The 25,177-nt window shown below is 67.4% G+C and carries 24 protein-coding genes; 16 read left to right on the forward strand and 8 right to left on the reverse strand.

The window, feature by feature from the left end:
• Positions 1-11: 11 nt before the first annotated feature.
• The 3 genes from CAL28_RS23950 to CAL28_RS23960 all read right to left on the reverse strand — a co-directional run bounded on the left by CAL28_RS23950 (position 12) and on the right by CAL28_RS23960 (position 3,132).
• Entirely contained in the window at positions 12-1,586 is a 1,575-nt protein-coding gene (locus CAL28_RS23950; RefSeq protein WP_094843655.1) for a DUF1800 domain-containing protein, read from the reverse strand.
• A gap of 176 nt (positions 1,587-1,762) precedes the next feature.
• The gene (locus CAL28_RS23955) at positions 1,763-2,686 is read right to left on the reverse strand and encodes an NAD(P)/FAD-dependent oxidoreductase (RefSeq protein ID WP_094843656.1); all 924 of its coding nucleotides are present in this window, start codon (positions 2,684-2,686) and stop codon (positions 1,763-1,765) included.
• Between the two features lie 2 nt (positions 2,687-2,688).
• Positions 2,689-3,132 carry an Rrf2 family transcriptional regulator gene (locus CAL28_RS23960; RefSeq protein WP_094843657.1) on the reverse strand — a complete coding sequence of 148 codons (444 nt, stop codon included), beginning with the start codon at positions 3,130-3,132 and terminating at the stop codon, positions 2,689-2,691.
• Positions 3,133-3,307: 175 nt separating this feature from the next.
• On the opposite strand from CAL28_RS23960, the gene CAL28_RS23965 reads away from it, so the two are divergent.
• The 14 genes from CAL28_RS23965 to CAL28_RS24030 all read left to right on the forward strand — a co-directional run bounded on the left by CAL28_RS23965 (position 3,308) and on the right by CAL28_RS24030 (position 18,856).
• Positions 3,308-6,004, forward strand: coding sequence for an ABC transporter transmembrane domain-containing protein (locus tag CAL28_RS23965; protein ID WP_094843658.1), 2,697 nt, complete (start codon positions 3,308-3,310; stop codon positions 6,002-6,004).
• A 206-nt stretch (positions 6,005-6,210) separates the two neighbouring features.
• The gene (locus CAL28_RS23970; protein ID WP_094843659.1) at positions 6,211-7,497 is read left to right on the forward strand and encodes a glycosyltransferase; all 1,287 of its coding nucleotides are present in this window, start codon (positions 6,211-6,213) and stop codon (positions 7,495-7,497) included.
• Between the two features lie 12 nt (positions 7,498-7,509).
• A complete protein-coding gene (locus tag CAL28_RS23975; RefSeq protein ID WP_094843660.1) occupies positions 7,510-8,238 on the forward strand; it encodes an SDR family oxidoreductase in 729 nt (242 codons plus the stop codon).
• Complete coding sequence (locus tag CAL28_RS23980) at positions 8,229-8,828, forward strand: D-glycero-alpha-D-manno-heptose-1,7-bisphosphate 7-phosphatase (protein WP_094843661.1); 600 nt, start codon at positions 8,229-8,231, stop codon at positions 8,826-8,828. Before CAL28_RS23975 ends, CAL28_RS23980 begins: the two co-directional genes overlap by 10 nt.
• Positions 8,825-10,006: a glycosyltransferase family 9 protein gene (locus tag CAL28_RS23985; RefSeq protein WP_094843662.1), complete on the forward strand. Its 1,182-nt coding sequence runs from the start codon at positions 8,825-8,827 to the stop codon at positions 10,004-10,006. The genes CAL28_RS23980 and CAL28_RS23985 overlap by 4 nt, the downstream gene beginning before the upstream one ends.
• Positions 10,007-10,097: 91 nt before the next feature.
• Positions 10,098-11,837 carry a carbamoyltransferase family protein gene (locus CAL28_RS23990; protein ID WP_094843663.1) on the forward strand — a complete coding sequence of 580 codons (1,740 nt, stop codon included), beginning with the start codon at positions 10,098-10,100 and terminating at the stop codon, positions 11,835-11,837.
• 30 nt (positions 11,838-11,867) lie between these two features.
• Positions 11,868-12,851 carry a glycosyltransferase family 2 protein gene (locus CAL28_RS23995; protein ID WP_094843664.1) on the forward strand — a complete coding sequence of 328 codons (984 nt, stop codon included), beginning with the start codon at positions 11,868-11,870 and terminating at the stop codon, positions 12,849-12,851.
• Complete coding sequence (locus CAL28_RS24000; RefSeq protein ID WP_254926215.1) at positions 12,848-13,978, forward strand: glycosyltransferase family 9 protein; 1,131 nt, start codon at positions 12,848-12,850, stop codon at positions 13,976-13,978. The genes CAL28_RS23995 and CAL28_RS24000 overlap by 4 nt, the downstream gene beginning before the upstream one ends.
• A gap of 4 nt (positions 13,979-13,982) precedes the next feature.
• Positions 13,983-14,939 (forward strand): glycosyltransferase family 4 protein, encoded by a 957-nt coding sequence (locus tag CAL28_RS24005; RefSeq protein WP_176464164.1) that lies wholly within the window; start codon positions 13,983-13,985, stop codon positions 14,937-14,939.
• On the forward strand, positions 14,936-15,934 hold the full coding sequence (locus CAL28_RS24010; protein ID WP_094843667.1) for a UDP-glucuronic acid decarboxylase family protein: 999 nt from the start codon (positions 14,936-14,938) through the stop codon (positions 15,932-15,934). The genes CAL28_RS24005 and CAL28_RS24010 overlap by 4 nt, the downstream gene beginning before the upstream one ends.
• Before the next feature lie 57 nt (positions 15,935-15,991).
• Positions 15,992-16,723 carry a PIG-L deacetylase family protein gene (locus CAL28_RS24015; protein ID WP_176464091.1) on the forward strand — a complete coding sequence of 244 codons (732 nt, stop codon included), beginning with the start codon at positions 15,992-15,994 and terminating at the stop codon, positions 16,721-16,723.
• Positions 16,720-17,646 carry a glycosyltransferase family 2 protein gene (locus CAL28_RS29845; RefSeq protein ID WP_176464092.1) on the forward strand — a complete coding sequence of 309 codons (927 nt, stop codon included), beginning with the start codon at positions 16,720-16,722 and terminating at the stop codon, positions 17,644-17,646. Before CAL28_RS24015 ends, CAL28_RS29845 begins: the two co-directional genes overlap by 4 nt.
• Positions 17,647-18,133: 487 nt before the next feature.
• A complete protein-coding gene (locus tag CAL28_RS24025; protein ID WP_094843669.1) occupies positions 18,134-18,613 on the forward strand; it encodes a hemerythrin domain-containing protein in 480 nt (159 codons plus the stop codon).
• 30 nt (positions 18,614-18,643) lie between these two features.
• Entirely contained in the window at positions 18,644-18,856 is a 213-nt protein-coding gene (locus tag CAL28_RS24030; RefSeq protein ID WP_094843670.1) for a hypothetical protein, read from the forward strand.
• A gap of 115 nt (positions 18,857-18,971) precedes the next feature.
• Here the strand turns inward: CAL28_RS24030 and CAL28_RS24035 are convergent, their stop codons facing one another.
• The 3 genes from CAL28_RS24035 to CAL28_RS24045 all read right to left on the reverse strand — a co-directional run bounded on the left by CAL28_RS24035 (position 18,972) and on the right by CAL28_RS24045 (position 22,426).
• The gene (locus CAL28_RS24035) at positions 18,972-19,613 is read right to left on the reverse strand and encodes a DUF4142 domain-containing protein (protein WP_176464093.1); all 642 of its coding nucleotides are present in this window, start codon (positions 19,611-19,613) and stop codon (positions 18,972-18,974) included.
• Positions 19,614-19,743: 130 nt separating this feature from the next.
• Positions 19,744-21,471, reverse strand: coding sequence for a chloride channel protein (locus tag CAL28_RS24040; protein WP_094843672.1), 1,728 nt, complete (start codon positions 21,469-21,471; stop codon positions 19,744-19,746).
• 58 nt (positions 21,472-21,529) lie between these two features.
• Positions 21,530-22,426 (reverse strand): LysR family transcriptional regulator, encoded by an 897-nt coding sequence (locus CAL28_RS24045; protein WP_094843673.1) that lies wholly within the window; start codon positions 22,424-22,426, stop codon positions 21,530-21,532.
• Between the two features lie 87 nt (positions 22,427-22,513).
• Here CAL28_RS24045 and CAL28_RS24050 point away from each other — a divergent pair, with 87 nt between their 5' ends.
• Positions 22,514-22,858 carry a 2Fe-2S iron-sulfur cluster-binding protein gene (locus tag CAL28_RS24050; RefSeq protein ID WP_094843674.1) on the forward strand — a complete coding sequence of 115 codons (345 nt, stop codon included), beginning with the start codon at positions 22,514-22,516 and terminating at the stop codon, positions 22,856-22,858.
• A gap of 42 nt (positions 22,859-22,900) precedes the next feature.
• On the opposite strand, the gene CAL28_RS24055 is transcribed toward CAL28_RS24050, so the two are convergent.
• Positions 22,901-23,128: a hypothetical protein gene (locus CAL28_RS24055; protein ID WP_094843675.1), complete on the reverse strand. Its 228-nt coding sequence runs from the start codon at positions 23,126-23,128 to the stop codon at positions 22,901-22,903.
• A gap of 266 nt (positions 23,129-23,394) precedes the next feature.
• Here CAL28_RS24055 and CAL28_RS24060 point away from each other — a divergent pair, with 266 nt between their 5' ends.
• Entirely contained in the window at positions 23,395-24,369 is a 975-nt protein-coding gene (locus tag CAL28_RS24060; RefSeq protein ID WP_094843676.1) for a tripartite tricarboxylate transporter substrate binding protein, read from the forward strand.
• Positions 24,370-24,397: 28 nt separating this feature from the next.
• On the opposite strand, the gene CAL28_RS24065 is transcribed toward CAL28_RS24060, so the two are convergent.
• Positions 24,398-24,946, reverse strand: a complete 549-nt coding sequence (locus CAL28_RS24065) for a hypothetical protein (protein WP_094843677.1) — start codon at positions 24,944-24,946, stop codon at positions 24,398-24,400.
• Positions 24,947-25,177: the final 231 nt, after the last annotated feature.

Genomic DNA, 25,177 nt, shown 5'->3' on the forward strand with positions numbered 1-25,177 from the left:
CGGCAAGGAAATCATCGCTGCACCAGGTAGTCGGGTGTCGCGACCACCAGCGTGATCGCGGCGCGCACGCGGTCGCGCGGCCGTTCGGCGGGGATGGTGGCGACGGCGCGCGCGATTGCCTTCGCGGTCTCCCGATCGAAGACATCGCCGGCCAGCAGCAGCACGATACGGTCGACCAGCGCTTGCGTATCGCCGGCCACCGCGATTTCGGCGGCGTAGGAAGTCTGCAGGTCTTCCCAGCCGCGATCGACATAAACCGCCACGAAATTCAGATAGCCGGCCACGCTGGTCTCGTCGGTGATCTGCAGCTCGGGGGCCACCATGCCGCGTTGCGCGACGGCGCTGCCGGGCGGCGTATAGCGCGGCCGGAAGAAATTGAACACCGAGGCCGACCGCATCGGGCTTTGCGCCAGCCGTATCGTGTTGTCGGTGGTATCGGGCATGGCCCACTTGCCGTTGACCGACGTCGCGCCGAAGGCCCGCGCCCAGGCGGCGAAGCGGACGATGGGCTCGCGCACCTTGCCCCAGGTGGGCGAGCCCAGGTCGGGGAAACGCGCCTCCGGATCCAGCAGGATCGCCCGGACAACCGCGCGCAGATTGCCGCGCCGCCCGCGGCCGTCGTCGTCGAATACCGCCGCGACACGGCCCACATAGGCGGGACTGGGATTGCTGGTCACCAGGCGCTGGATCAACTGCGTGCCGACGAAGGGGCCCACGTTGGGATGGGCGCACAGGACGTCCAGGGCCTTGTTCATCGATGCCACGCCACCCGTTCCGGCGGGAATCACGGCACCCAGGAAACGCTTTTCCGACATGGAGTGCAGGGTGGGATTCAGGGCCATGGGGCGCCGATGAAAGGCGACGTGCTCCTCGCTGCCGTTCAGGTCCCAGCCGGTGAATACCTTGGCCAGACCCCGCACGTCGTCGTTGGTATAGGTTTCGACAGGTTTGCCGTTGGACAGCTTCAAGGTGCCGTCGGGGTTCAGTTCATACAGGCCGATGGTGAACAGCTGCATGACTTCGCGTGCGTAGTTCTCGTCCGGTTCCCGTCCGGTGCGCAGGTCTTCCTTTCGGTTGCCGCGATAGGTCAGCATGCAGCCCATCGACAGGTTCAGCGTGACGGCGCCCAGCAGCCCGCGGAAATCGCCCAGGCCGTGCCCGGCCAGGATGTCCATGAACGACGCCGCGCCGAACAGCGGCCAATTGGCGGTGATGGCCGATACCCCCACCACGAAGATTTCCGACAGCGCGAACGCGGTGCGGGTGCGGACCTGATCCGGCGCGGAAATGAATTTGCGCCACAGGGTCGATTCCAGCGGGGCATTCAGGCCATTGCCCTTGTTCTCGGCGTTGTCCGCGCGGATGGACAACAGCCAATCGAAATGGGCCTGCGACGGCGGCATGTCCAGCTGCTCGTCCAGCCAGGCGCCATACCCCATGCGCACCACGCGGTCGATCTCGGCCGGGGTGGGGCCGAACGTGGCCTGGGCCAGGAACCTGGATGCCTGGCCGGGCGTGGGACGGGGATAGTCATCGCCCAGGGTGGCGGGATCCGCGCGCGGCGGACGGGAGGTCGTCACGGACATGGCGGCATGAAGACTGCGACCCGCCTACCTTAGACGCATCGCAGCATGCCTTCAATTCGCGCGCTTGGCGTAGGCGCGCGCCTCGTTCTAGGACATAGGCATTAATCCCTTGTGCCTTCCATTGGCGTAGACGACTGTCGTTTACGCCCGGACAGCAGTCGGGTCGGAAAACGGAGTCATCGAGCTCGGCCCTCCGCTTGCACCGGGGCGATGGTCTCGGGCCAAAGCAGCGAGCGGTGAATCTGCGCGCCTGCCATGGCGCCATTGCCCACGGCCAACGAGACCGAATGGGGTGCCCGCGCGACGTCGCCGCAGGCAAATACGCCAGTCACCGAGGTCTTGCTCTCGGCATCGGTGCGAACCTGGCTGCCCATGGGCGTCTCTTCCAGCGCGCAGCCCATCGCTTCGGCCAGGGAACTGGAAGGAGTGGTGCGCGTCGCTGTGAACAGGCCAGCAAATCGAAGTAGACGCCCGTCGGCCATGACTACGTCGGCATGCTCCTCGATTCTGTCGATGGGCACCTCCTCGATCGTCACGCCCCGGCGCTCCAACGCGGACCTGGCCTCTTGGCTCAGATCCACGGCGCGGTTGGCGAGCAAGGTCACACTGCCCCAATCGGTCAGCAGTTCGGCCTGGTGGATGGACATCGGGCTGGCGCCGACGATGCCGATGCCGCCCTGGCCGAGTTCGTAGCCATGGCAGTACGGGCAGTGGAAGACCGACTTTCCCCACCGCTCGGCGAGTCCGTCGACAGCAGGAAGCTGGTCGGCGACGCCAGTAGCCAACAGGATGCGGCGGCCTCGGTGCGATCCGCTGCCGGATGTCGTGACCGTGAATCCATCCGCCTGCCCTGTGACGCCTTCGACCCGCCCTTCGAGCCAGGTCAGCGTTGAGTAGGCTTCGAGTTGGCGGCGCGCGTTCGCCGCGATCTCGCCGGGGGGTACGCCATCCTGGCCGAGAAAACCATGCGAATGGCTGGTGAAACGGTTGCGCCGCTCGCCTGCATCGATCACCAGCACGGCCCGGCGCGCCCGCACCAGTTGCAGGGCCGCTGCCATCCCCGCATAGCTCCCGCCGATGACGATAACGTCGTAGCGCATGGTCAACTCCTCTTGTGTCGTGCGGCGGCATGTCGGCGCGCGAAGTCGCCAGCCAGATCGGCAAGGGTGATTTCCGAGAACCGCGTCAGCAGCAGCGCCTCGGCTTCGGCAAACGTGCCTTCGAGCGCGGCATTGACCGCCTGCTCGACCAGGCACTCCGGGGTTTCGTTGCGGTTGCCGATGGCAAATATGGCCGGCTCGCCCAGCGCTTCGTGCAACTGGCGCAGGGTGACGCAGCCCAGGTCGGCATGGATGCGCCACCCACCCGCGTGGCCTCGATCCGAAGTCACGATGCCCGCTTCTCGCAGATAACCCATGGTGCGCCGGACGACGACTGGGTTGGTACCCAGGCATTGCGCCAGGGTTTCCGAAGTGACGGGGCCCTCCTGCTCGGCCATGTGGAGCAGCGCATGCAGGACGGAAGATAGGCGGCTGTCGCGTTTCATGTAACTAATGATGTTTCATATTAGGTTGCCTGTCAAGGCATGGCGGCCTCGGAAGAGCGCCTATCGAGCTGCAGGCCTGACATTCAAGAAGTTGCTGACGACGACGCGGGCGAACGGGGCGAGGCACAAACCTTGCCGCCACGCCGCCCATCGGACTCATCCTTAGGGAGCAGGCATGGCGAACGAAGCAAGCCGTTACGCGCGCGCGGAGGTCCTGCGCATATTGGGGCAGTCGCTATGGACCTACCGCCGCCGCGCCGGAGCCGCGCTGGTGCTGCTGGTCGTGGCCAAGGCCTTCGCCGTCGCCGTACCGGTGGCCCTGAAGATGATCGTCGAACAGCTGAGCAAACCCGGGCCGGCGCTGATCCTGCCGGTCTTCCTGCTCATTGGCTACACGCTGCTGCGCTTCGCGGGTGGCCTGTTCACGGAACTGCGCGATATCGTGTTCTCCCCGGTCGCGCAGGCCACGGTGGCCGACTTCAATATGCGGATCTTCCAGCACCTGCACCGGCTGGGCGCCCGCTTCCATGCCAACCGGCAAACCGGCACCCTGGCGCGCGACGTCGAACGCGGCACCAACGGCATCGGTTTCCTGATGGGCACCGCCCTGTTCACGCTGCTGCCCACGCTGGTGGAGATCGGGTCGGTAGTGGCGATCCTGGTCAGCGCCTACAACCTCTGGTTCGCCGCCATCGTCGGCGCCACGTTCGTCATCTATGCCACCGTTACCTATGTGCTGACCAAGCGCAGGATCTTCTACCAGCGCATGATCAACGAGCTGGATTCGGCCGCCGGCGGACGCATGGTCGACAGCCTGCTCAACTACGAATCGGTCAAGGTGTACACCAGCGAGGCCGTCGAAGCGCGCCGCCTGCGCGAACTGCTGGACCGCTGGCGCGCCGTGGGCATCGATAACCAGCGCGCCCTGTCGACCCTGCACATCTCGCAGAGCGCCGTCATCGCGCTGGGCGTGGGCGCCGTCATGCTGCTGGCCGGAACCCAGGTAACCAGCCATGCGATGACGGTCGGGGATCTGGTCCTGGTCAATGCGTACATCATCCAGATATGCCTGCCCCTGAATACGCTGGGCCTGGTGTTCCGCCAGACGAAAGAAGCGATGATCAATGCCGAACAGGTCTGCGCGCTTCTGCGGCTGCCGCCCGAATCCGATCCCGGCGTGCCGCTGCTGCCTTTCGAGCCGACACGGGCGGAGCTGCGCTTCGAGAACGTCAACTTCTCGTACGAACCGGGCAGGCAGATATTGTGGGATATCAACCTGCATGTGGCGCCGGGCGGCACGCTGGCCGTCGTCGGCGGCAGCGGCTCGGGCAAATCCACGCTGGGGCGCCTGCTGTTTCGCTTCTACGAAGCGGACTCCGGGCGCGTGACCGTGGACGGCACGGACGTGCGGTCGGTCGACCCCACGACCCTGCGCCGCTATCTGGGCATCGTGCCCCAGGACACCATGCTATTCAACGACACCATCGCCTACAACATCGGATACGGCAGGCAGGGGGCGTCGATGGCGGACATCATCGAGGCGGCCAAGGGCGCTCGCCTGCATGACTTCGTGCAGAGCCTGCCGGCGCAGTACGACACGATCGTCGGCGAACGGGGCGTCAAGCTGTCCGGCGGCGAACGCCAGCGCATCGCGATCGCGCGCGCCATCCTGAAGAATCCGCCCATTCTGCTGTTCGACGAAGCCACATCGGCGCTGGATACGCGGACCGAACGGGCGATCCAGGCCGAACTGGACCGCATCGCGCAGGGGCGCACCACACTGATCATCGCGCATCGGCTGTCAACGGTGGTCAACGCCGACGAGATCGTCGTGCTCGAGCACGGACGTATCGTCGAACGCGGCAAGCACCAGGAGCTGCTGGACAGCCAGGGCATCTACGCCCAGATGTGGTCCCTGCAGCGGCAGCAAAGCGAACTGGAACGGGCGGGCACGCAGCGGTCCGCGCAGCCCGTCAATCTGGCGGCGCTGGTTGCCGGCGTGCTGGACGCAATACGCCAGGTCATCGATGAGAAGGGCATCACGCTCTATACGGAGCTGAGCATGGAGAACGCCCGCGTGACCGGCGACCCGGGCGTGCTGCAGCAGACGATATGGGATATGTGCCTGAACGCGATCGCCGCCACGCCCACGGGTGGCCGCATCGAGCTGAGCCTGCGACGCTCGCATGATGCCGCGCGGCTGGCCGTCACCGACGGCCGCCTGCCGCCCGCGGATGCCGCGGCATTGGCGATGGGCGAACAGATGAACGCCGTACTGGCGGACCGGCCGCCGCTGGACGTCATGCACGCGCGCACCGATATCGAGAAATTCGGCGGCCGTTTCGGCACCGACCTTTCCTCTTCAGGACCAGGCCGTACCTACTGGCTGGAGATGCCCATGCGCGCGGCCGCGACGCCCGCGTTGCCGCTGGTGGGACCGGTCCCGCCCGTATCGCTGCACGGTGCGCGCATATTCCTGGTGGACGATAGCGATGAGGAACGCGCGCGCGTCGGCGGCGCGCTGCAGGACGCCGGCGCGACGGTACGCCATTTCAAGAGCGGCACGGCCGTGCTCGACGCCTTGCGCGATACGCCGACCGATGCATGGCCCGATGCCCTGATATGCGACGTCACGCTCGACGACATGGACGGCTATGCCATGGTGGGCGCGGTGCGGCAACTCGAAGCCCAACGCGGCATCGGACTCGCGCAGCGCCTGCCGGCCATCGCGATCTCCGGACACTCCGCATCCGAGGGCAGATTGCGCGCGCTGATGGCCGGTTATCAGGTGCACTGCGCCCGCCCCGCCGATCCGCAATCGGTGATTCGCACCACGGCAAAGCTCATGAGTGAGAAGTTCCATCGCTTGTAAAGCGTACCGGGAAGACAGCGAAGAGCAGCCTTCTCATCCGAGAGCCGTTACACGAGAACCGTTACACGCGATGCGATATATCGGCACGGTGCTTGCAGTTCAAGGCTGCCCGAGCAGAGGATGAGTCAACACACCCGCGACACGCGCGGCAAGTGGCTAGGTTCTCGATTCAGCGGCCTGACACATCGACCGGTATGGAGAGAACTATGCGACGAATCGCCATCGTCAGTGAACACGCATCGCCGTTGGCGCTGGCCGGCAGCGTCGACAGCGGAGGACAGAACATCTATGTCGCGCAGATCGCGCGGCACTTCGCCCGCCAGGGCCATCTCGTCGATGTCTTCACGCGCGCGGATAGCAGGCACCTGCCCGCCGAGGTCGCATGGGAAGACGGGGTGCGGGTGATCCACGTTCCCGCGGGCCCGGCGCGGCATATCCCCAAGGAACAGCTGCTGCCCCACATGGCCGCCTTCGGCGATTTCCTGCTGCGCTATTTCTCCGGCCAGCCGCCGCGCTACGACATCGTGCATGCCAACTTCTTCATGTCGGCGCTGGCCGCGATGCCGGCCGCGCGCGCCTGCGGCATTCCGCTCGCGGTGACTTTCCATGCGCTTGGACGCGTCCGCCGCAAGTTCCAGAAAGAAGCCGATCTGTTCCCCGAGAGCCGCTTCGATATCGAGGACGACATCATCGCCCGCGCCGATCGCGTCATCGCGGAATGCCCGCAGGACAAGCAGGACATGATGGAGCTGTATGGCGCCGACCCCGGTCGCATATCGATCGTCCCGTGCGGCTACGATCCCGTCGAGATGCTGCCGATGGACCGGGCGCGCGCGCGGGCCGAGCTGGGGTGGAACGACAACCGATTCACGCTATTGCAACTGGGCCGCATGGTGCCGCGCAAGGGCGTGGACAACGTCATACGCGCCCTGGGCAGGCTGCGCCACCGGTACGGCGTGGATGCGCGATTATGCGTGGTCGGCGGCAATAGCGCGACGCCGTCGGAATCCGCGACGCCCGAACTGGCCAGGCTGCGCGCGGTCGCGCGCGAAGAAGGCGTGCTGCCGCATGTCGAGTTCACCGGCCGGCGCGATCGCCTGCAACTGCGCGCGTACTACTGCGCCAGCGATGTCTTCGTGACCACACCGTGGTACGAGCCCTTCGGCATCACGCCGCTGGAAGCCATGGCATGTGCCCGGCCGGTGGTCGGCGCCGATACCGGCGGCATCCGGTATTCGGTGCGCGACGGCGAAACGGGCTGGCTGGTACCCCCCAAGGACCCGGATGCCCTGGCCGATCGCCTGGCGCTGCTGGCAAACAACAGCCTGCTGCGCCATCGCATGGGCGAAGCGGGGCTGCAACGCGCGCGCCGCCACTTTACCTGGGACCGCGTCAGCCGCCAGCTGCTGGATATCTTCGAAGAAATCATGGCCCCGGCGACCCTGCCGGATGCCGTTCCCGCGCCCGTGGACACCGCGCGCGCCATTGCCTGAGGAGCAGCCTGAATGCGTGAAACCGATTCATTGTCACTGTCCGGCCGCGTGGCCATCGTTACCGGCGGCGGCAGCGGCCTGGGCAAGGCCATCTGCCAGGCCTTGGCGGAGGACGGCGTGCGCGTGGTGGTCGCGGACTACGACGAGCGCGCCGCGCAAGGCGTGGCGCAAGCGCTACCCGAAAAGCGCGGCGACGCCTTGCACCTGGATGTGGGCAACGAGGAACAGGTGCGCGATGCGCTGCGCCAGACCGCGGAAAGGCATGGCCGATTGGACATCCTGATCAACAACGCCGGCGTGGACGTCACCGCGCCGCTGGAAGAACTGCGGGTCGCCGATTGGGAGCGCGTGGTGCGCACCAACCTGACCGGCCCCTTCCTGATCTGCAAGTATGGCCTGGCCCACCTGAACAAGGGCGGCCACATCGTCAACATCGCATCCACCGCGGCGCGCCGCGCCTGGCCCAACGCATCCGTCTACCACGCGACCAAGTGGGGCTTGCTGGGCCTGTCGCATGCCCTGCACGCGGAACTTCGTCCCAAGGGGATCAAGGTATCGGCCGTCATCGCGGGCGGCATGCGCACGCCGTTCCTGCTGGACCGCTTCCCCGATATCGATACGGACACGCTGCAGGATCCCGCCAATGTGGCACGCACCGTCCGCTTCCTGCTTACCCAGCCCGCGGAAACCGTCATCCCGGAGGTCATGGTGCTACCCATGCGCGAGACCTCATGGCCATGATGAAGCCCGCGATCTTTCTCGACAAGGACGGCACCCTGCTGGACGATGTCCCTTACAACGTGGATCCCGCCCGGATGGCCTGGGCCCCGGGCGCGCGCGAAGGCATCGCGATGATGGGGCAGCTGGGCCATCCGCTGATCGTCATCAGCAACCAGCCCGGTGTCGCGCTCGGCCGCTTCGACGAAGCGGCGCTGACCGCGGTGCGGCGGCGCCTGAGCGTCATGTTCCGCAGCCAGGGCGCGCAGCTCGCGGGCTTCTACTACTGCCCGCACCATCCCCAGGGCACGCGCCCGGCCTATTCCGTGTCCTGCGTGTGCCGCAAGCCCATGCCGGGCCTGCTGCGGCGGGCAGCGGCCGATCACGGCGTAGACCTGCGCGCGTCCTGGTTCGTGGGCGACATCCTGAATGACGTCGAGGCCGGCACGCGCGCCGGCTGCCACACCGTGCTGCTGGACAACGGGCACGAGACCGAATGGCAACCGGGACGATGGCGCACGCCCGACGAGGTCGTGCCGGATCTGTTCATGGCCGCGCGCCTGATCGCGCGGAAACTGCGTCGCATCCCCATGCTGGGCAAGGAATCCGCATGACCGATCGCCTCTCTTCCACGGTAGCGACCCTGCCCGCTCCCAGCGCCCCGGATAACGCGCGGTCCGCCGCGACGGCGTCCGCGGCCTGGGACGAGGCGCGCAACATACTCTGCGTCCGCCTGGACAACATGGGCGACGTGCTGATGACGACACCCGCGCTGCGCGCCCTGAAGGATGCCCGGCCCGACCGCCGCCTTACGCTGCTGGCCTCGCGCGCCGGGGCCGCCATCGCGGCGCACGTGCCGGAGGTCGACGAAACGATCGTGTACGAGGCCGCATGGGTCAAGAACGCCGCGAGTCCGCCGGACACCTACCGCGCGACCGTCGAGCGGCTGCGCGGCGGCGGTTTCGACGCGGCCGTGATATTTACCGTCTACAGCCAGAGCGCGCTGCCCGCGGCCCTGATGTGCCACGCGGCCGGCATACCGCGGGTGCTCGCCTATAGCCGCGAGAACCCCTATCACCTGGTCAGCGATTGGGTGCGCGAAGTCGAACCCTTGCCGGAGCCGCGCCACGAGGTACAGCGGCAGCTCGACCTGGTGGCGACGGTAGGCGCGAGCACCCCGGACACGCGCCTTTCCTTCCGCGTCGCCGACGCCGACGGGCACGCGCTGGACGCGATACTGCGCGCGCGCGGCATTGCCCTGCCCCAGGGCTGGGTGCTGGCGCATTGCGGCGCGACCGCCGAGTCGCGCCGTTATCCAGCGACACTGTTCGCGCAGGCGATCGACATGCTGGCTGGCGCGGGCGTATGCGTGATGCTGACCGGCTCGCCGGACGAACGGGCACTGGTGGATGAAGTCGTGGCGCGCAGCTGCGACCCGGACAGGCTGGTGAACCTGGCGGGGGCGCTCACGCTGGGGCAGTTCGGCGCCCTGGTGGCGCGCGCCGGCCTGCTGGTATCGAACAACAGCGGGCCCGTCCATATCGCCGCGGCCCTGGGTACGCCCGTGGTGGACCTGTATGCATTGACCAACCCTCAGCACACGCCATGGCAGGTACCGCACCGGCTGCTGTACCGGGACGTGCCGTGCAAATACTGCTATCGCAGTGTCTGCCCGCTGGGTCACCACGCCTGCCTGAGCGCGGTCGACCCGGCGCAGGTAGCCCAGGCCGCCTTCGAATTGCTGGAGAGCCAGGCGCCGGCACGGCAGCCGATCATGATCGAGGCGGCGTAGACGCGGGCGGGCCGCGCGCCAGCGCGCAGGCACCCCGCGGCAGCGTCCGCATGCATCCGCAAGGAAAACAAGCGTCGAAAAGGACAACGTCATGTACACACTGGGCATCAACGCCGCGTTTCACGATTGCTCCGCCACGCTGGTCCGCGATGGCGAAGTGCTGGCGGCGGCGGAAGAGGAACGCTTCACCCGCGTCAAGCACGGCAAGCGGCCGGTGCCGTTCACGGCCTGGCAACTGCCGTATCACGCCATCGACTATTGCCTGGGCCATGCCGGGATCTCCCTGGCCGATGTGGACCATGTGGCCTATTCCTTCGACCCCACGTTGCTGGTCGGATTGCGCAGCCTGCCCGAAACCATTTCCCTCCCGCTGGAGCCGTCCCGCCAGCCGCGCGGCCCGGACGGACAATCGCCCTGGGACCCGCTGTTCCTGTCGTATATCGTCAATGCGCCGCGCCAGCTGATCGGCGGCGCGCCGCACTATCTGCGCAAGCGCTTCGAGGGCCTGACGCTGGAGCAGTTGCAAAGCCGCTGGCAATTCATCGAGCATCACCTTTCCCACGAGGCCAGCGCCTTCCTGGCGGCGCCCTGCGAGGAGTGCGCCGTGCTGACCATGGATGGCCGCGGCGAGCGCGCGACCACCAGCTACGGCCATTTCACGAACGGACGCTACCGCCGCCTGCGGCAGATCGATCTGCCGAATTCGCTGGGCCTGTTGTACGAGGACGTCACGGAGTACCTGGGCTTCCTGCGCTCGTCCGACGAGTACAAGGTCATGGCGCTGGCCTCCTACGGCAAGCCCGGGCACGTGGACGTGTTCCGTGACATCGTGCGCCTGGACAAGGAAGGCGGTTACGTCATCGAACCGGTGAATCTGGTCGCGCGCTTCGGGCCGGCGCGCAAGTACGGCGCGCCCTTCGAGGAGCGGCATATGGACATCGCGCATTCGCTGCAGAAAGTGCTGGAGGAAACCGCCCTGCACATGGCCCGCTGGCTGCACGAACAGACGGGCGCCCGGCATCTGAGCATGGCCGGCGGCGTCGCGCTGAATTGCGTCATGAATGCGCGCATCGCCGCGGAAAGCCCTTTCGAAACGGTATGGGTCCAGCCCGCGGCCGGCGATGCCGGCACATCGCTGGGCGCGGCCTTGTGGGTGGACTATGAACGGCGCGAGTCGCCGCCGCGCCACTGGACCATGCAGCACGCCTACCTGGGCCCCGAGTACGCCGACGACGAGATCGAACGCCTGCTTGACCGCTCGCGCCTCGCCTACCGGCGCCTGGACAATGTGGCGGAAGAAGCGGCCGAACTGCTGGCGCAGGAGAAGATCCTGGGCTGGTTCCAGGGGCGCATGGAATTCGGCCCGCGCGCGCTGGGCGCGCGTTCCATATTGGCATCGCCACTGGACACCGCCATGCAGGCCAGGCTGAACGGGCTGAAGGACCGCGAGGATTTTCGCCCGGTCGCCCCCGTCGTGATGGAGGAGCGCGCGCACGAGTGGTTCGACGCGCGCGGCGACGCCGGCATTTGCGCGCCGTTCATGCTGTTCGTCTACGACGTGCTGGCGCACCGCGAACGACAGATCCCGGCGGTCCGCCATATCGACGGCACCGCCCGCGTACAGACGGTGCGCCGCGACCAGCATGCCCTGTACTACGACCTGCTGGCCGCCTTCGAGCGGCGCACCGGCGTGCCGGTGCTGGTGAATACCTCTTTCAATACACGGGGCCTGCCCGTGGTATGCACGCCGCGCGATGCACTGGAATCGTTCTGGACTTCGCCGCTGGATGCGCTGGTGATCGGCAGCTATGTCGTCGAGAAACCGGTTTGAAGCACTTGGATCACGGAACAGGATGAATCGATGAGAGCCGAGTCCCGCCCCCGGATTTCCGTGGTGGTTCCCACCTACCGCCGGCCCGACCTGTTGCAGCGCTGCCTGGGCGCGCTGCTGCGCCAGACCTTGCCGGCGAACGACTACGAGATCATTGTTTGCGACGACGGCCCCAGCGAGGCGGCGCGCCGGACGGTAAGCCGGCTGACGCCCGTGGCCGGCGGACCGGCCCTACGCTACATCCCGGTAACCGCCACGCAAGGACCGGCGGGCGCGCGCAACGCCGGATGGCAACAGGCGCGGGCCGACGTCATCGCGTTCACCGACGACGATACAGTGCCCGATCCCACCTGGCTGGCCGCCGGCCTGGCCGCCCTCACGCCTGACGTGGACGCGCTATCGGGCCGTATCGTCATGCCGCTGCCGCCCCATCCCACCGACTACGAAATGGACGCCGCCCGGCTGCAGGACGCCGAGTTCGCCACCGCCAACGTGTTCCTGCGCCGCGAAGCGCTGGAAAAAGTCGGCGGCTTCGACCCGCGCTTCCGGCTGGCCTGGCGCGAGGATTCCGATCTGCACTTCTCGCTGATGGAACAGGGGCTGCGCATCGAGCGGGCACCCCAGGCCATCGTCGTGCATCCGATCCGCCCCGGCAGCTTCGGCGCCGGCATCGGCATGCAACGCAAGATCGTGTTCGACACGCTGCTTTACAAGAAACACCCGCGCCTGTACCGCGAACGCATCCGCCCGCACCCGCCGTGGTTCTACCTGTCCGTCACCGCCCTGCTGCTGCTGGCGCTGGCCACCCTGGCGGCCGGCCTGACGACCGCGGCGGTCGCCGCGCTGGCCGCCTGGGCGGCGCTGACCGGCTGGTTCAGCCTGCGCAGGCTGCGCGGGACGCGGCGCACGCCCGACCACATCGCCGAGGTCGTCATGACCTCCGCCGCGATCCCGCCGCTGTCGATTTTCTGGCGCATTGTCGGATCCCTGCGCTACCGGGCGGGGTTCCCATGATGGACGCGCTGTGGCATCCGCGGCCGCGCCGCATCGCGATATTCCGTGCCCTGCAACTGGGCGACATGCTGTGCGCGATCCCGGCCCTGCGCGCCCTGCGGCGGCATTGCCCGCAGGCGCACATCACCCTGATCGGGCTGGACAACGCCGGCCCCTTCGCGCGCCGCTTCCATCGCTATATCGACGAGCTGCTGCCCTTTCCCGGCATTCCGGAATTTCCGGAGCAAACCGCGCGTCCCGACGCCCTGCCGGCTTTCTATCGCGAGGCCCGCGCGCGGCGCTTCGACCTGGCGCTGCAAATGCACGGCAGCGGGACCTTGTCCCTGCCCATCGTGCGCGCGCTGGGCGCCGAAGCCCACGCCGGCTTCGTGCCGCACCCGCCCATGGCGCACCCAGGCCGCCTGATGCCTTGGCCCGACGATCTTCCCGAGCCTCGGCGCTACACGGCCCTGATGCGTTTCCTGGGCGTGCCGGTGGACAGCGACGCGCTGGAGCTGCCGCTGTCGCCGGAAGACCGCGACGAAGCCTGCCAGCTGGCGGCGCGATACGGATTCGAGCCGGAGCGCACCCTCTTCATCCATCCCGGCGCGCGCCTGCGTTCGCGCCGCTGGCCGGCCGAACGGTATGCGCGCATCGCGGCGGCCTTGTCGGGCCAGGGATGGCGGATCGCCGTCACGGGCAGCGACAGCGAAGCCGCCCTGACGGCGCCGGTGGTCGATGCGGCCGGTCCGGCCGCCATCGACTTGACCGGCCGCACGTCGCTGGGCGGACTGGCGGCCTTGCTCGCGCGCGCGCCCATGCTGGTATGCAACGACACCGGCGTATCCCATATCGCCGCCGCGACGGGCACGCCCAGCGTCGTGGTGGCCTGCGGCAGCGATACCCGCCGCTGGGCGCCGCTGGATCGCGCCCGCCATGTCGTCATCGCGGACTATCCACCCTGCCGCCCCTGCGCCTATGACGAATGTCCGATCGGCCATGTCTGCGCGTCCAACGTGTCGGTCGACACCGTGCTGCGCGCCATCGCCGCGAAGCTGGAGGATGGCCGTCGCGCAGCCTGCGCCGCGCGGGCGGCCGCCGGCGGGCCCGCGCATGCCACGGAAGAAGGGAACAGACATGCCGCCTAGCGCAATCGCATCGCGTCCGCTGCGCGTTCTGACCTGGCACGTGCACGGCAACTACCTGTATTCGCTGACCCGCGTCCCGCACGAATTCCTGATTCCGGTACGCGAGGGAAACCCGCCGGGCTACGGCGCGCTGGGCAATCGGATTCCCTGGGGTCCCCATGTACGCGAAGTGGCGGCCGACGCGCTGCGCGAGCTCGATTTCGATTGTGTCGTCTACCAGTCGCGCGCCACTTACGAGGAACGCGAACGGCTCCTGTCACCCAGGCAACTCGCGCTTCCCTGTGCCTATATCGAACATGACCCGCCGCTTCCGCATCCCACCGATACCGCGCACGGGTTCGAGCACGAGCGCGGCATCCTGGTCCACGTCACGCACTACAACCGCGCTGCCTGGAACAACGGCCGCATGCGTACCGCCGTTATCGAGCACGGCGTCCCCATGCCGCGGCCGGCGTCGGAACAGGCGCGCGTGGCGCGCGGTATCGCCGTGATCAATCATCTGCGCCGGCGCGGCCGGCGCATGGGCGCCGACCTGTTCGAGCAGGCCCGCGAGCGGGTGCCGCTGGACCTGATCGGAATGGATTCGGAATCCATGGGCGGCCTGGGCGAGATACCCAACATGGAAGTCGGCCCATTCGTCTCGCGCTACCGCTTTTTCTACAGCCCCATCCGCTATACCAGCCTGGGGCTCGCATTGATAGAAGCCATGATGGCGGGCCTGCCCGTGGTCGGCTTCGCCGCAACCGAACTCGCCCGCGTCATCGTCAATGGACGCAACGGCTATATCGATACGGATCCGGACCGCCTCGTCGACGCGATGAAAGCGCTGATAGACGACCCGCGCCTGGCGGCCACCTGGGGGGCCGAGGCAAGGAAGACGGCGCTCGCGCGCTACGGCATGGACCGCTTCGTGGGGGATTGGACTGCCCTGTTCCAGAGGCTTATGGGAGATATGCAATGATCCAGGCTTTTCCTCGTCCCTTGCGCGTGCTCGTTTCGGGCGGCGCCGGTTTCATCGGCTCTCATCTGTGCGCGCGGCTGCTCGACAAAGGCCACACCGTGCTTTGCCTGGACAATTTCCATACCGGCCAGGTGCAACACGTCGAGCCCCTGAAGAACAATCCGCGCTTCACCCTGGTCACGCACGACGTGGTCGAGCCTTTCGAGGCACAGGTCGATCGCATCTACAACCTGGCCTGCCCCGCATCGCCCATTCATTACCAGACCCAACCCGTGCACACGCTGCGCACCTGTTTCCTGGGCGCGATGAATATGCTGGAGTTGGCGCGCAGGACCGGTGCGCGTATCCTGCAGGCATCCACCAGCGAGGTCTATGGAGACCCGCAGGTCCATCCGCAGCGCGAAAACTATTGGGGCCACGTCAATCCCATCGGGGTGCGCTCCTGCTATGACGAAGGCAAGCGCTGCGCCGAAACGCTGTTCCATGACTACGCGCGCGTGTATGGCGTGAAGATAAAGATCGCGCGTATTTTCAACACCTACGGACCCAGCATGGCACCGAACGACGGCCGTATCGTCTCCAACTTCATCCTGCAGGCCCTGCAGGGCGAGGCCATCACCATCTACGGCGATGGCAGCCAGACCCGCGCCTTCTGCTACGTGGACGATATGGTGGATGCCCTGGAACGCCTGATGGAAAGCCCGGAGGATGTGACCGGCCCCATCAACCTGGGCAACCCGCAGGAACTGACCGTACTGGACATCGCCCACCGCATCCAGCGCCTGGCCGGTACCGATGTCCCGCTGGTTTTCCATCCGCTGCCGCCCGACGACCCGACACAGCGCTGCCCGGACATCGGCCTGGCCGCGCGCGAGCTGGGCTGGGCGCCGCGCGTAGGGGTGGACGAGGGGCTGCGACACACTATCCGCTACTTCAGCCAGTTCGTGAATGCCGATATCGTGCGGGCGCCGGCGCGCGCGGATGTATCCATGTAGGCGCCGCCGCAACATGGAAAGGGCGCGCTGCCCGCGCGTGCCCGCGAGGAGACAGAAGTGCAATCCATCGATGAACCGGGAACGATCGTGGCGATATCGCCGCATCTGGACGACGCCGTGGCCGGCTGCGGCGCCCTGCTGGCCGGCGCGCCGGGCAGCACGGTAATCACCGTGTTCGCCGGCGTGCCCGAGGCCGCGGTACCCGTGACGGAATGGGACCGGCGTTGCGGGTTCGGCGACGGCCAGGCTGCCATGACGTGGCGCCTGGGAGAGGACGACAAGGCGCTGCACCTGCTGAAAGCGCAGCCGGCAAGGCTGCCCTTCCTGGACGACCAGTATGTCCGCGCCATGGGCCGCACCCCGCCCAAGGTGGACAAGATCGCGCACGCGGTGCAGGGAATACTCGAGAAAGCCGGCGCCCGCACCGTGCTGTTTCCGCTGGGACTTTTCCACCGCGACCACATCCTGGCCTCGGACGCTGCCCTGGCCTTGTTCGCCGGCAGGCAGGACCGGCGCTGGGTGGCCTACGAGGACGCCCTTTATCGCAACAAGCCGGGGCTGTTGCAGGGGCGGCTGGTGCAGTTCTACACACGCGGCGTCTGTCTCACGCCGGTCGCTTTCCGCAATACGAACACGCATCGCAAGGCCACCGCGATGGCGGCCTACGCCAGCCAGATGGCCGAACTGGGCATTACCAGGAACGAAGGCGATACGACCGCGCCGGAGCGCTATTGGCTATTGAGCGAGTCCGTCAAGCAGGCGCCCGAATCGGGGGTCTCGCCATCGTGACCGCCGCCGGATCGCCCGCGGTGTCGGTGGTCGTGCTGACCCACGAGCGCCGCGACGAACTGCTGGACAACCTGGCCCGGCTGCGCCGGCGCCATCCGGATGTTCCGCTGATCGTGGTGGACAACGGGTCGCACGACGGCACGGCGCAAGCGGTCGCCGCGGCGTTTCCCGATATCACGTTGGTACGCGCGTCCGGCAATCTCGGCGCGGCGGGACGCAACCTGGGCGTTTCGGCGGCCGCCACGCCCTATGTCGCGTTCTGCGATGACGATACCTGCTGGGAAAGCGGCGCGCTGGACGAAGCGCGGCGCCTGCTGGATGCCGCGCCGCGGGCCGGCGTCATCAGCGCCTGCGTGCTGGTCGGCCCCGCGGGCGCCATCGACCCGACCTGCGAGACGATGTCGCGCAGCCCCCTCGGGCCCGGGCCGGGCGGCACCATGCGGCTGATGGGGTTCATGGCGGGCGCCTGTATCGTACGGCGCGTAGCCTACCTGCAGGCCGGCGGCTACGAGCCGCGTTTTTTCATCGGCGGCGAAGAGTCCCTGATGACCCTGGACCTGGCCACCCTGGGATGGGACATGCTGTACGCCGCGCATATCCGCACCTGGCACTATCCCTCGCCCCGGCGCGATCGCCCGCGGCGGCTGCATTTGCTCAGCCGCAATGCCATCTGGACCGCCTGGCTGCGCCTGCCCTTGCGCAGCGCCTGGCAGGAAACCCGCACCGTATTGCGCGCCTGCGCGCGGCCCGGCGAGGCCGCCCGGCTCGTCCTGGCGGCGCTGGCCGGATCGGCCTGGGTGCTGCGCCACCGCGCATGCATCCCGCCGGAGGTGGAACGGCGGCGGCGCCTGGTAGCCGGCGACGCCATGGCCGCTGCGCGGCACCCTGCCTCCAATGCCGCCGCGGATGCCGCGCCGCGCTGACGAGCCGCCTCGAAGCAATGCCGCCCCATAGTGGGGAGACCGTACTCATCTTGGAAGGCAATTTTTTCCAAAACGACGCGCCATTGCATCCCGGGCATGCCGCCTGCGACTCGGGTCCGTAACCGAAGCTGTCACAGGAGGCTCCTATGAATACATCCCGCCAGCAAGAGAGACGCCCGGGCGAACGCGCGGGCACGGACCACAGCGGCGATGCACAAGATCACGCAGTTTTACGACCCGACACAGGACCGCACCAGGACGCCCCCGCGCGCTCCCTGCAAAACCGCCCTATCGATCCCAACTCCTCGACGGAAAAGACTTTTCCACCCGGCGTGGACGCCAGGGACGTGGCCGACCCCGGCCGCCAGACCCCGGGGGCGCCGCCCGTGGACAACCGTTCCGGCCAAAAACGCTGAACCCGGGCACGCTGCTTGCGTGAGGTGCCCAGCCGCGTCGTTGCGGTATCCCGTGTACAAGGAGAATCGGTATGAATAAGGCGGAAATCCCCCTCGCGCAGCGCGACGCCCTGACCCTGATGCTGGACGACCATCGCACGGTCAAAAAACTCTTCAAGGATTTCGGGAAGGCCGCTGATCCGGAAATCCGCGAGGCGATCGCGCATGAGGCCTGCATGACGCTGACGGTGCTGGCCCAGATCGAAGAAGAACTGTTTTACCCCTTCCTGCGCGCGCAGAACCCCGCCGCCTTCGGCCGCCTGCTGGACAAGGCCGTCGTCGAGCATGGTGTCGCCCGCAACCTGGTTGCACAGATCCAGGGCATGACCGGCGACGATCCGCTCTTCCATGCCCGCGTAACGGTGCTCGGCGAATATATCGCCCACCATATCGAAGAAGAAGAAGGCGAGCTCTTCCCCAAACTGGTGGTGCTGAATGTCGACCTGCGCGACATCGCCCGCAAGATGCAGCAGCGCAAGGAAGAGATCGCCACCGTGGCGCACCTGGCTTGACACCGGTATACCGGCGGGGATTGGAATGCGATGAAGATCCTGACGAAGGAAACCCCCAGCTCCCGGGCGACGCTCTGGCTGGCGCCCACGATGCAAGGGGGTTTCCGCTGGGAAGTGGAAGTCGTCGACACGGGTAAGACGACGGTACCCCAGGTGATCCAATCCCAGTTCGTGTTTCGCACGCCTACCGATGCTGCGCTGGACGGAATCCGCGCGCTGGAAGAATTGGCCGTACCGCCATGACGGGGACGATGCGGCAGCACCCGCACAGGATGCCGAAGCCAACAGGAATGAAGGAAACGCGCCGCTTATGCGGCGCGTTTTTTTATGCTTTCGAACGCCGCGGCCCGGCGGGGCGCTAGGGCTTGGGCGCCCCCTTGTCCCCGGGAAGCAGGCTGGGCGGTGCATGGCGCGACGCTGGCGATACCGTGCCGGGCGCGGCGCCCGCCGGCGGGCTTTCTTCCGGACTGGCCTTGCCGCTGGCCGCCAGCGTCTTGCGCAGCGCGATGCCGGCATCCAGGTGGGCTTTCAGGCCGGGCAGGGCCTGCTGCGCGAACGCTTTCACCTCCGGATCCTTGGCCTGCTCTCCCGCCTCCACGAAAAGCTTGACCGCCTCATTGTGCGCGACGATCGCGACCTCGTCGGCGTATTGCATGTCGAAGCGCGCGCCACTGTCGCCCTGCAGGGCCTTGAGCGTACGCGCCTGGCTATCGGACAAGGCGGACGGCAGGCTGACACCCTTGGCGTCCGCGAGCGTCTTCAGTTCGCTGGCCATGTGCGTGTGGTCGGCGATCATCCTGGCCGCGTACCGCTTGACTTCGTCGTGCTCGCCGTTCCGCACCGCCCATTGGCTGGCCTCGATTTCGAAAGCGCCCGCCTGGGCGGCCTGCGCCAGGAAAGCCGCATCGCCGCGATCCAGTTCCGCCGCGCGCGCGCCCGCCATACCCGCCATACCCGCCACAAGGAGCATGGACGCCCCTATACGGATCCAATATTTCATTGCCGTCTCCTTGGACGCGAAATATGGCTTCGGCGGCGCAACCGCTGTGCCCATCCAGGCGATGGCGCCCAGACCGTCGAAGCGTCCCCGGCACGCGCGGAACCCTTCGGCCCGATGCGGGGCCCGGGGATCATACGAACAGATTGCGCGCCTGCTTCAGCAGTTCGCTTTTCTGCAGCACGCCGACGATCCGGCGGCCATCCCGATCGCTCAGCACCGGCGTGCGCTCGGCGGGCGACTCCACCACCGTCTGCCACACGTCCAGCAGACGCTGGCCGGCATACACCACGGGGAAATCCGGCGTGGCCATGCGCACCAGGGTCGTCTCCCCGCCCTCGCCCGCATTCACGCGCGCCATCAGGTCGTTCACCCATACGGCGCCGGCGAAACGCTGCGCGTCGTCCACCAGGAACACGAACCGGTTGCGCTGCTTCAGGCCGATCTGCAGCGCTTCCTCCAGCGTGGCCGAGACCGGCGCCAACAGGCCGGGCGGCCGCATCATGGCGCCGGCGGTCGCATCGGCCAGCCGGCTGCGGCGCTCGTCGCGCGCGCGGTGGCGGGCGATGACCTCGTAGGTGCCGGTCAGCCGGAACAGCATGGACACGGCATAGGCCGCGACGGTGGCAATCATCAGCGGAAATACGAAAGACGGTTCGCGCGTCATTTCGAAGACCATCAACGTGGACATCAGCGGCGCCTGCGTGGTGGCCGCCAGCGATGCCGCCATGCCCAGCACGCCCAGCAGCACCACGCTGTCCTGCATGCCGAAGACCTGGGCAGCCACCGGTGCGCAGGCGGCGCCGGCCAGCGCCCCGATCAGCAGCGAAGGCGTGAACAGGCCGCCGATGGCGCCGGAGCCCACCGTTGCCGCGGTCGCCAGGATCTTCAACGCCAGCAGCAGCAATAGCGACGTGGCCAGCGCCTGGCCTTCCAGCATGCGCGCGATCGGCGCGAAACCGTTGCCCGTGACGTCCGGCGCCGCCAGCGTGATCACGCCGACGATCAGTCCGCCCACGCTCATGCGCACGACCACGGAAGGCATCGCCTGCGCGGAGACTTTGCGCGCCAGGCGCGTGATCCACAGGAATGCCGATCCCACCGCGCCGGCGGACAGCCCCAGCGCGACGACGGCCAGCACGGCGCTTCCGGTCACGTCGAAGCGATAGGACGGCAGGTCATACAAGGGATTGAACTGCCCCATGACGCTGGTCATCCACGTCGACGCGACCGCCGCGGTGAACAGATAGCCGATGCGCCGCAGCTCGAGCGAGCCGAAGGCGATCTCCGCGACGAAGATGGCCGCGGCAAGCGGCGTGTGATACACCGCGGTCAGGCCCCCGGTGGCGGCCATCGCCACGGCAAGGCGGAAATCCGCGCCGCGCACGCCGGGCAGCAGCCGCATGCAGAAGGCGGAGCCGGCGGTCGCCGACAGTTGCACCATGGCGCCTTCCTTGCCGATGGAGCCGCCGGAGACAATGGAAAAGAACGAGGATACGCAGCGCAGCACGGACGGCAGCACGGGAATATGCCCCATCTTGCCGTCTATGGTCTCCAGGTATTCGGAGACCACGCCCGCGCGCTTCTCGCGGCGCTGCGCCTGCGCCAGGAACAGCGCCGCGATGGCGCCGCCGATCGTGGGAATGGCGATGCGCGCGTACCAGGGCAGGCCGCCGAAGATTTCGGTGATATCCGCATCCGTGCCGAACAGGCGCGCCGATGCGTGTTCCAGGCACCAGCGGAATACGTGCGCGCCCAGCGCCCCGAGTATGCCCATGGCGATCGCCAGGGCGATGCCGCGCAGATAGTCGGCGACGCTGCGCCCTTCCCTGTCTACCTTGTCGAGGAAGTGCGTCGCCATGTCTCTTTCCCTTTTCTCATGTGTCCACCCCGCGGCGTCGCCCCGCGCCGTATTCGATTCACGACCTGTTCCTCAGCACCGCCCGAAACGCCTTCATCATCGGCGACCATACCGCCTGTCTTCGGCTAAGCAGCGAGATATCGCGCTTCAGCGGCAGCGCGGCGTCGACGGGCAACGCCGCCACGCCGGTCTCGGCGGTGTCTTCCAGCAATGACGCCGGCGCGACGGTCAGCAGGTCGGTCCCGGCCACCAGCTTCAACACGCCGGCCGAAATGAAATCGACCTCCAGCACGGTGCGCGGCAGCGGCTGCTCGGCGCGTGCGAACGACGCGTCCAGGCGCTGGCGCGCCACCGACGTCCGCTTGGGAAGTATCCAGCGCTGGTCCGCGAGATCCGCCAGCGCAATGGCGCCTCGCCGGAACAAGGGATTGCGGCGGCCGGCGACCAGTCGCAACACGTCGTGGCCCATCGCGTCCTGGCGCAGCACACCGCCGCGCGTCCCGTCCGATGGCGCGACGGCCAGGTCCAGATCGCCGCGCTCGACCAGGTCCGGCAGCTCGTCGGACAGGCCCAGGGTCAGGGTCACCCGCAGGCCGGGCCGCTCGGGCAGCAAGACCTGGAGCGCCGGCATGACCACGGTGTCCATGGTCGCGGCCGTCGCGCCCAGGCGCAACAGGCCGCTGTCGCCGGCACGCAAGTCTTCGGCATGGCGGACCGCGTCCTCGTACTGGTTGACGAGCTTGCGCGCGTGTTCCGCGAAGGCCAGGCCGGCCGAGGTGGGACGTATGGCACGCGCGCCCCTGTCGAACAGGGCCAGGCCGGTTTCGTCTTCCAGGCGCCGGAGCGATTTGGACAGGGCGGGCTGCGTGACCGCGCAGGCCGATGCCGCGCGTCCCAGGTGCCCGTGCGCAACGACGGCCAGGAAGTACGAGAGATCGCGGAGCGAGAAATCCATGAATTCCAGTTATGCAATTCATAACCAACAGGAATCCAAAGTGTAGCGCGAGCGCGGGCCCGGGTCCATTTACCCTAGAATCGGCTCATGACGAACGAGCCCGGCCCTTCCTATATCGTGACGCTGGTCCCGGCGGACTGGCGCTTCGGCGCCGGCGCGGACGAGGGCCTGGTGGCGGCTGCCGCGCGCGCGGATATCCGCCTGCCGGCCTCATGCCGCAACGGCACCTGCCGGACTTGCATGTGTTTTCTGATCGAGGGGGAAGTCGCCTATCCCGGCGGTAGGCCGGGCCTGACGGCGGAAGAAATGGAAGAGGGCTGGATCCTGCCCTGCGTGGGGCGGGCACGCACCGATCTGCGTATCGAAGTGCCCGATGCCACTGTCCTGGAAAAGCCGCCGGCGCGCCCCATCATGACGGGACCGCGGCGCTGAGCCCGCGCCGCGCAAACCGGCGCGCACGGGCTCGCAAGCCGCTCAACCCGCGGCGATGCGATAGTGGTTTTCGTGGAATTCCACTTCGGGCTTGTCGCCGGCAGGCCTGTCGTTTTCCTGAATGACGCTCTGCGACGCGGTCGCGCCGCGCGCATCGATCCGCGGCAGAACCCGCTTCGGTTCGGACGCGACGCTTTGCGGCAGGGCCTGGTTGGACACGCCCAGCAAGGTCAGTTCGGCTCCGATCAGCCCTTTGAAAAGCTCGTTCATATCGCTACTCCTGAATCCATTCGTACCGGCACATCGTTGTCCGGCATTGATTGATGGACAGGATAGGGGATGCATGGTTCCCACGAAAGACAATTAGCGCTATGGCATCGATGCAATCGCGCTATGGATTGCACCGCGCCAGGGGGCGCGGGCAGGCGGCGCGCGAGTTCGCTGACGGCTGCCTTAAGGGCTTTGCCGCGTTCCTTAATGCCCCGGCAAGCGATAGACTTGGCGGCAGAAACACAACAACACATCGGAGAAGACAAATGGGATCGACGTTCAAGGCGGCCGTCGCCGCATTGGCGCTGTGCGCCGCCACGGTTTGCCACGCGCAGGACAACTGGCCCACCAAACCCATCACCATGATCGTGCCGTTTCCACCCGGCGGTGTCGCCGATACCGTCGCGCGCCCGGTCGCGGACGCCATGAGCCGCACCCTGAAGCAATCGGTCGTGGTGGAAAACCGCGCGGGCGCGGGTGGCGGACTTGGCATGGGTGTGGTGGCGCGGGCCGAGCCCGACGGCTATACCGTGCTGATGGCGCTGTCGTCGATTTCCATCATTCCCGAAGCTGACCGCATCCTGGGCCGTGCGCCCATGTACCAGCTGAAGCAGTTCAAGCCCATCGCGCGGTTTACCGCCGACCCTACCGTCCTGGTCGTCAAGGCCGATAGCCCGTGGAAAACCGCCCGGGAATTCATCGACGATCTGCGCCGGCCCGACGCCACGCCGTTGTCCTATGGATCGTCAGGCAACTACGGCACCATGCACGTCCCCATGGAGATGCTGCGCAGCGCCGCGGGAATCAAGGTGCTGCACGTGCCCTATGGGGGCGCCGGGCCGGCCATCGTAGCGCTGCTGGGCGGACAGGTGCAGGCGTTATCGACCGGCCCCGCATCGGTGCTGCAATACATCCAGGCAGGCAAGGTAAGGGCGCTGGCCACCTGGGGAGACAGCCGGCTGGCTGCCCTGCCCGACGTGCCCACCTTGAAGGAGTTGGGCTATGACGTCACGTTCGCGCAATGGTCCGGGCTCTTCGTGCCGGCCGCCACGCCCGAGCCGATCGTGCGCAAGCTGCGCGCGGCGGCCGAAGCCGCCGCGCGCGATCCGAAAGTGCGAGACACCATCCAACAGGCGGGCAGCCCGGTGCTTTACCTGGACGCGCCGCAATTCCAGGAATACTGGGACGCGGATGCCGCGAAGATGACCGACGCCGTGCGCAAGATCGGCAAGGTGGAATGACGGCGCACGGCCGCGTGCGCGCGCCGCGTCAACTGACGGAGTAGCCCCGTCCCGTCATGCAGGCGGACATGGCGCGGTTATAGGAGTCCACCATCACGCCGGTGGTCCATTGGTTGGGATGCGCCGGGTCGTAGCCGCTCTGGTTCATCGCCCAGCCCTGGCATTCGCTACGGTCGCGGGTTTGCTGGGCCTGGTTCTGGCCGCGCGCGGGATAGGCGATCAGATTCCCGGACGGCGCGGGCGGCGGCGGCGCGTACACGGGAGGCGCGGCATAGGCTACCGGCGGAGGCGCGTAGACCGGTGCCGGGTACACCGGCGCGCCATACACCACCGGCGGCGCGGCATACACCGGGGCGGTGTAGACCACGGCGGGGGCAGAATTCGCGGCGATGATGGCGCCCGCGGCGCCCAGCGCCAGCGCCCCGCCAACCCACCAGCCGGCGGATGAGCCATGCCACCCGCCGCCATGCCAGCCTCCGCCACGGTAATAACCATGGGCCATGGCCGGCGACGCGACGCCCGCCGCGGTGGCCAGTGCCAGGGCCGCGACCGCGGTTCGTAAGGTCAAGCTTTTCATTTGCTGCTCCAGGCCTCCCGCCGGTTCACCGCCGGGAGTAGTAATCCAATCTAACCATTTAGATGGACTTCTGGCGAGCGAATTCCATGCCCAACCTCTCCGCTTCGTTTCAGCCCGTTTCCATGTGCGCCCCGCCGCCAGGGTCTCGCGCGATTCCCAGGCATGCGAATGTCGTGGACGTATAAATTTAATCCGGGTAATATTCACCAACCTTAGCCCTCCACCGCCGCG

It is taken from the genome of Bordetella genomosp. 11 (assembly GCF_002261215.1).
Classification (GTDB): Bacteria; Pseudomonadota; Gammaproteobacteria; order Burkholderiales; family Burkholderiaceae_B; genus Bordetella_C.

What these genes read in the sequence shown, in the direction of transcription:
- CAL28_RS24010 (WP_094843667.1), top strand. Translation starts at nt 14,936, where the DNA reads ATGATCCAGGCTTTTCCTCGTCCCTTGCGCGTGCTCGTTTCGGGCGGC.
- CAL28_RS24055 (WP_094843675.1), bottom strand. Translation starts at nt 23,128, where the DNA reads ATGAACGAGCTTTTCAAAGGGCTGATCGGAGCCGAACTGACCTTGCTG.
- CAL28_RS24065 (WP_094843677.1), bottom strand. Translation starts at nt 24,946, where the DNA reads ATGAAAAGCTTGACCTTACGAACCGCGGTCGCGGCCCTGGCACTGGCC.
- CAL28_RS24030 (WP_094843670.1), top strand. Translation starts at nt 18,644, where the DNA reads ATGAAGATCCTGACGAAGGAAACCCCCAGCTCCCGGGCGACGCTCTGG.
- CAL28_RS23955 (WP_094843656.1), bottom strand. Translation starts at nt 2,686, where the DNA reads ATGCGCTACGACGTTATCGTCATCGGCGGGAGCTATGCGGGGATGGCA.
- CAL28_RS24050 (WP_094843674.1), top strand. Translation starts at nt 22,514, where the DNA reads ATGACGAACGAGCCCGGCCCTTCCTATATCGTGACGCTGGTCCCGGCG.
- CAL28_RS23985 (WP_094843662.1), top strand. Translation starts at nt 8,825, where the DNA reads ATGACCGATCGCCTCTCTTCCACGGTAGCGACCCTGCCCGCTCCCAGC.
- CAL28_RS23975 (WP_094843660.1), top strand. Translation starts at nt 7,510, where the DNA reads ATGCGTGAAACCGATTCATTGTCACTGTCCGGCCGCGTGGCCATCGTT.
- CAL28_RS23965 (WP_094843658.1), top strand. Translation starts at nt 3,308, where the DNA reads ATGGCGAACGAAGCAAGCCGTTACGCGCGCGCGGAGGTCCTGCGCATA.
- CAL28_RS24060 (WP_094843676.1), top strand. Translation starts at nt 23,395, where the DNA reads ATGGGATCGACGTTCAAGGCGGCCGTCGCCGCATTGGCGCTGTGCGCC.
- CAL28_RS23980 (WP_094843661.1), top strand. Translation starts at nt 8,229, where the DNA reads ATGGCCATGATGAAGCCCGCGATCTTTCTCGACAAGGACGGCACCCTG.
- CAL28_RS24040 (WP_094843672.1), bottom strand. Translation starts at nt 21,471, where the DNA reads ATGGCGACGCACTTCCTCGACAAGGTAGACAGGGAAGGGCGCAGCGTC.
- CAL28_RS24035 (WP_176464093.1), bottom strand. Translation starts at nt 19,613, where the DNA reads ATGAAATATTGGATCCGTATAGGGGCGTCCATGCTCCTTGTGGCGGGT.
- CAL28_RS23995 (WP_094843664.1), top strand. Translation starts at nt 11,868, where the DNA reads ATGAGAGCCGAGTCCCGCCCCCGGATTTCCGTGGTGGTTCCCACCTAC.
- CAL28_RS23960 (WP_094843657.1), bottom strand. Translation starts at nt 3,132, where the DNA reads ATGAAACGCGACAGCCGCCTATCTTCCGTCCTGCATGCGCTGCTCCAC.
- CAL28_RS23990 (WP_094843663.1), top strand. Translation starts at nt 10,098, where the DNA reads ATGTACACACTGGGCATCAACGCCGCGTTTCACGATTGCTCCGCCACG.
- CAL28_RS24000 (WP_254926215.1), top strand. Translation starts at nt 12,848, where the DNA reads ATGATGGACGCGCTGTGGCATCCGCGGCCGCGCCGCATCGCGATATTC.
- CAL28_RS24025 (WP_094843669.1), top strand. Translation starts at nt 18,134, where the DNA reads ATGAATAAGGCGGAAATCCCCCTCGCGCAGCGCGACGCCCTGACCCTG.
- CAL28_RS23970 (WP_094843659.1), top strand. Translation starts at nt 6,211, where the DNA reads ATGCGACGAATCGCCATCGTCAGTGAACACGCATCGCCGTTGGCGCTG.
- CAL28_RS24045 (WP_094843673.1), bottom strand. Translation starts at nt 22,426, where the DNA reads ATGGATTTCTCGCTCCGCGATCTCTCGTACTTCCTGGCCGTCGTTGCG.
- CAL28_RS23950 (WP_094843655.1), bottom strand. Translation starts at nt 1,586, where the DNA reads ATGTCCGTGACGACCTCCCGTCCGCCGCGCGCGGATCCCGCCACCCTG.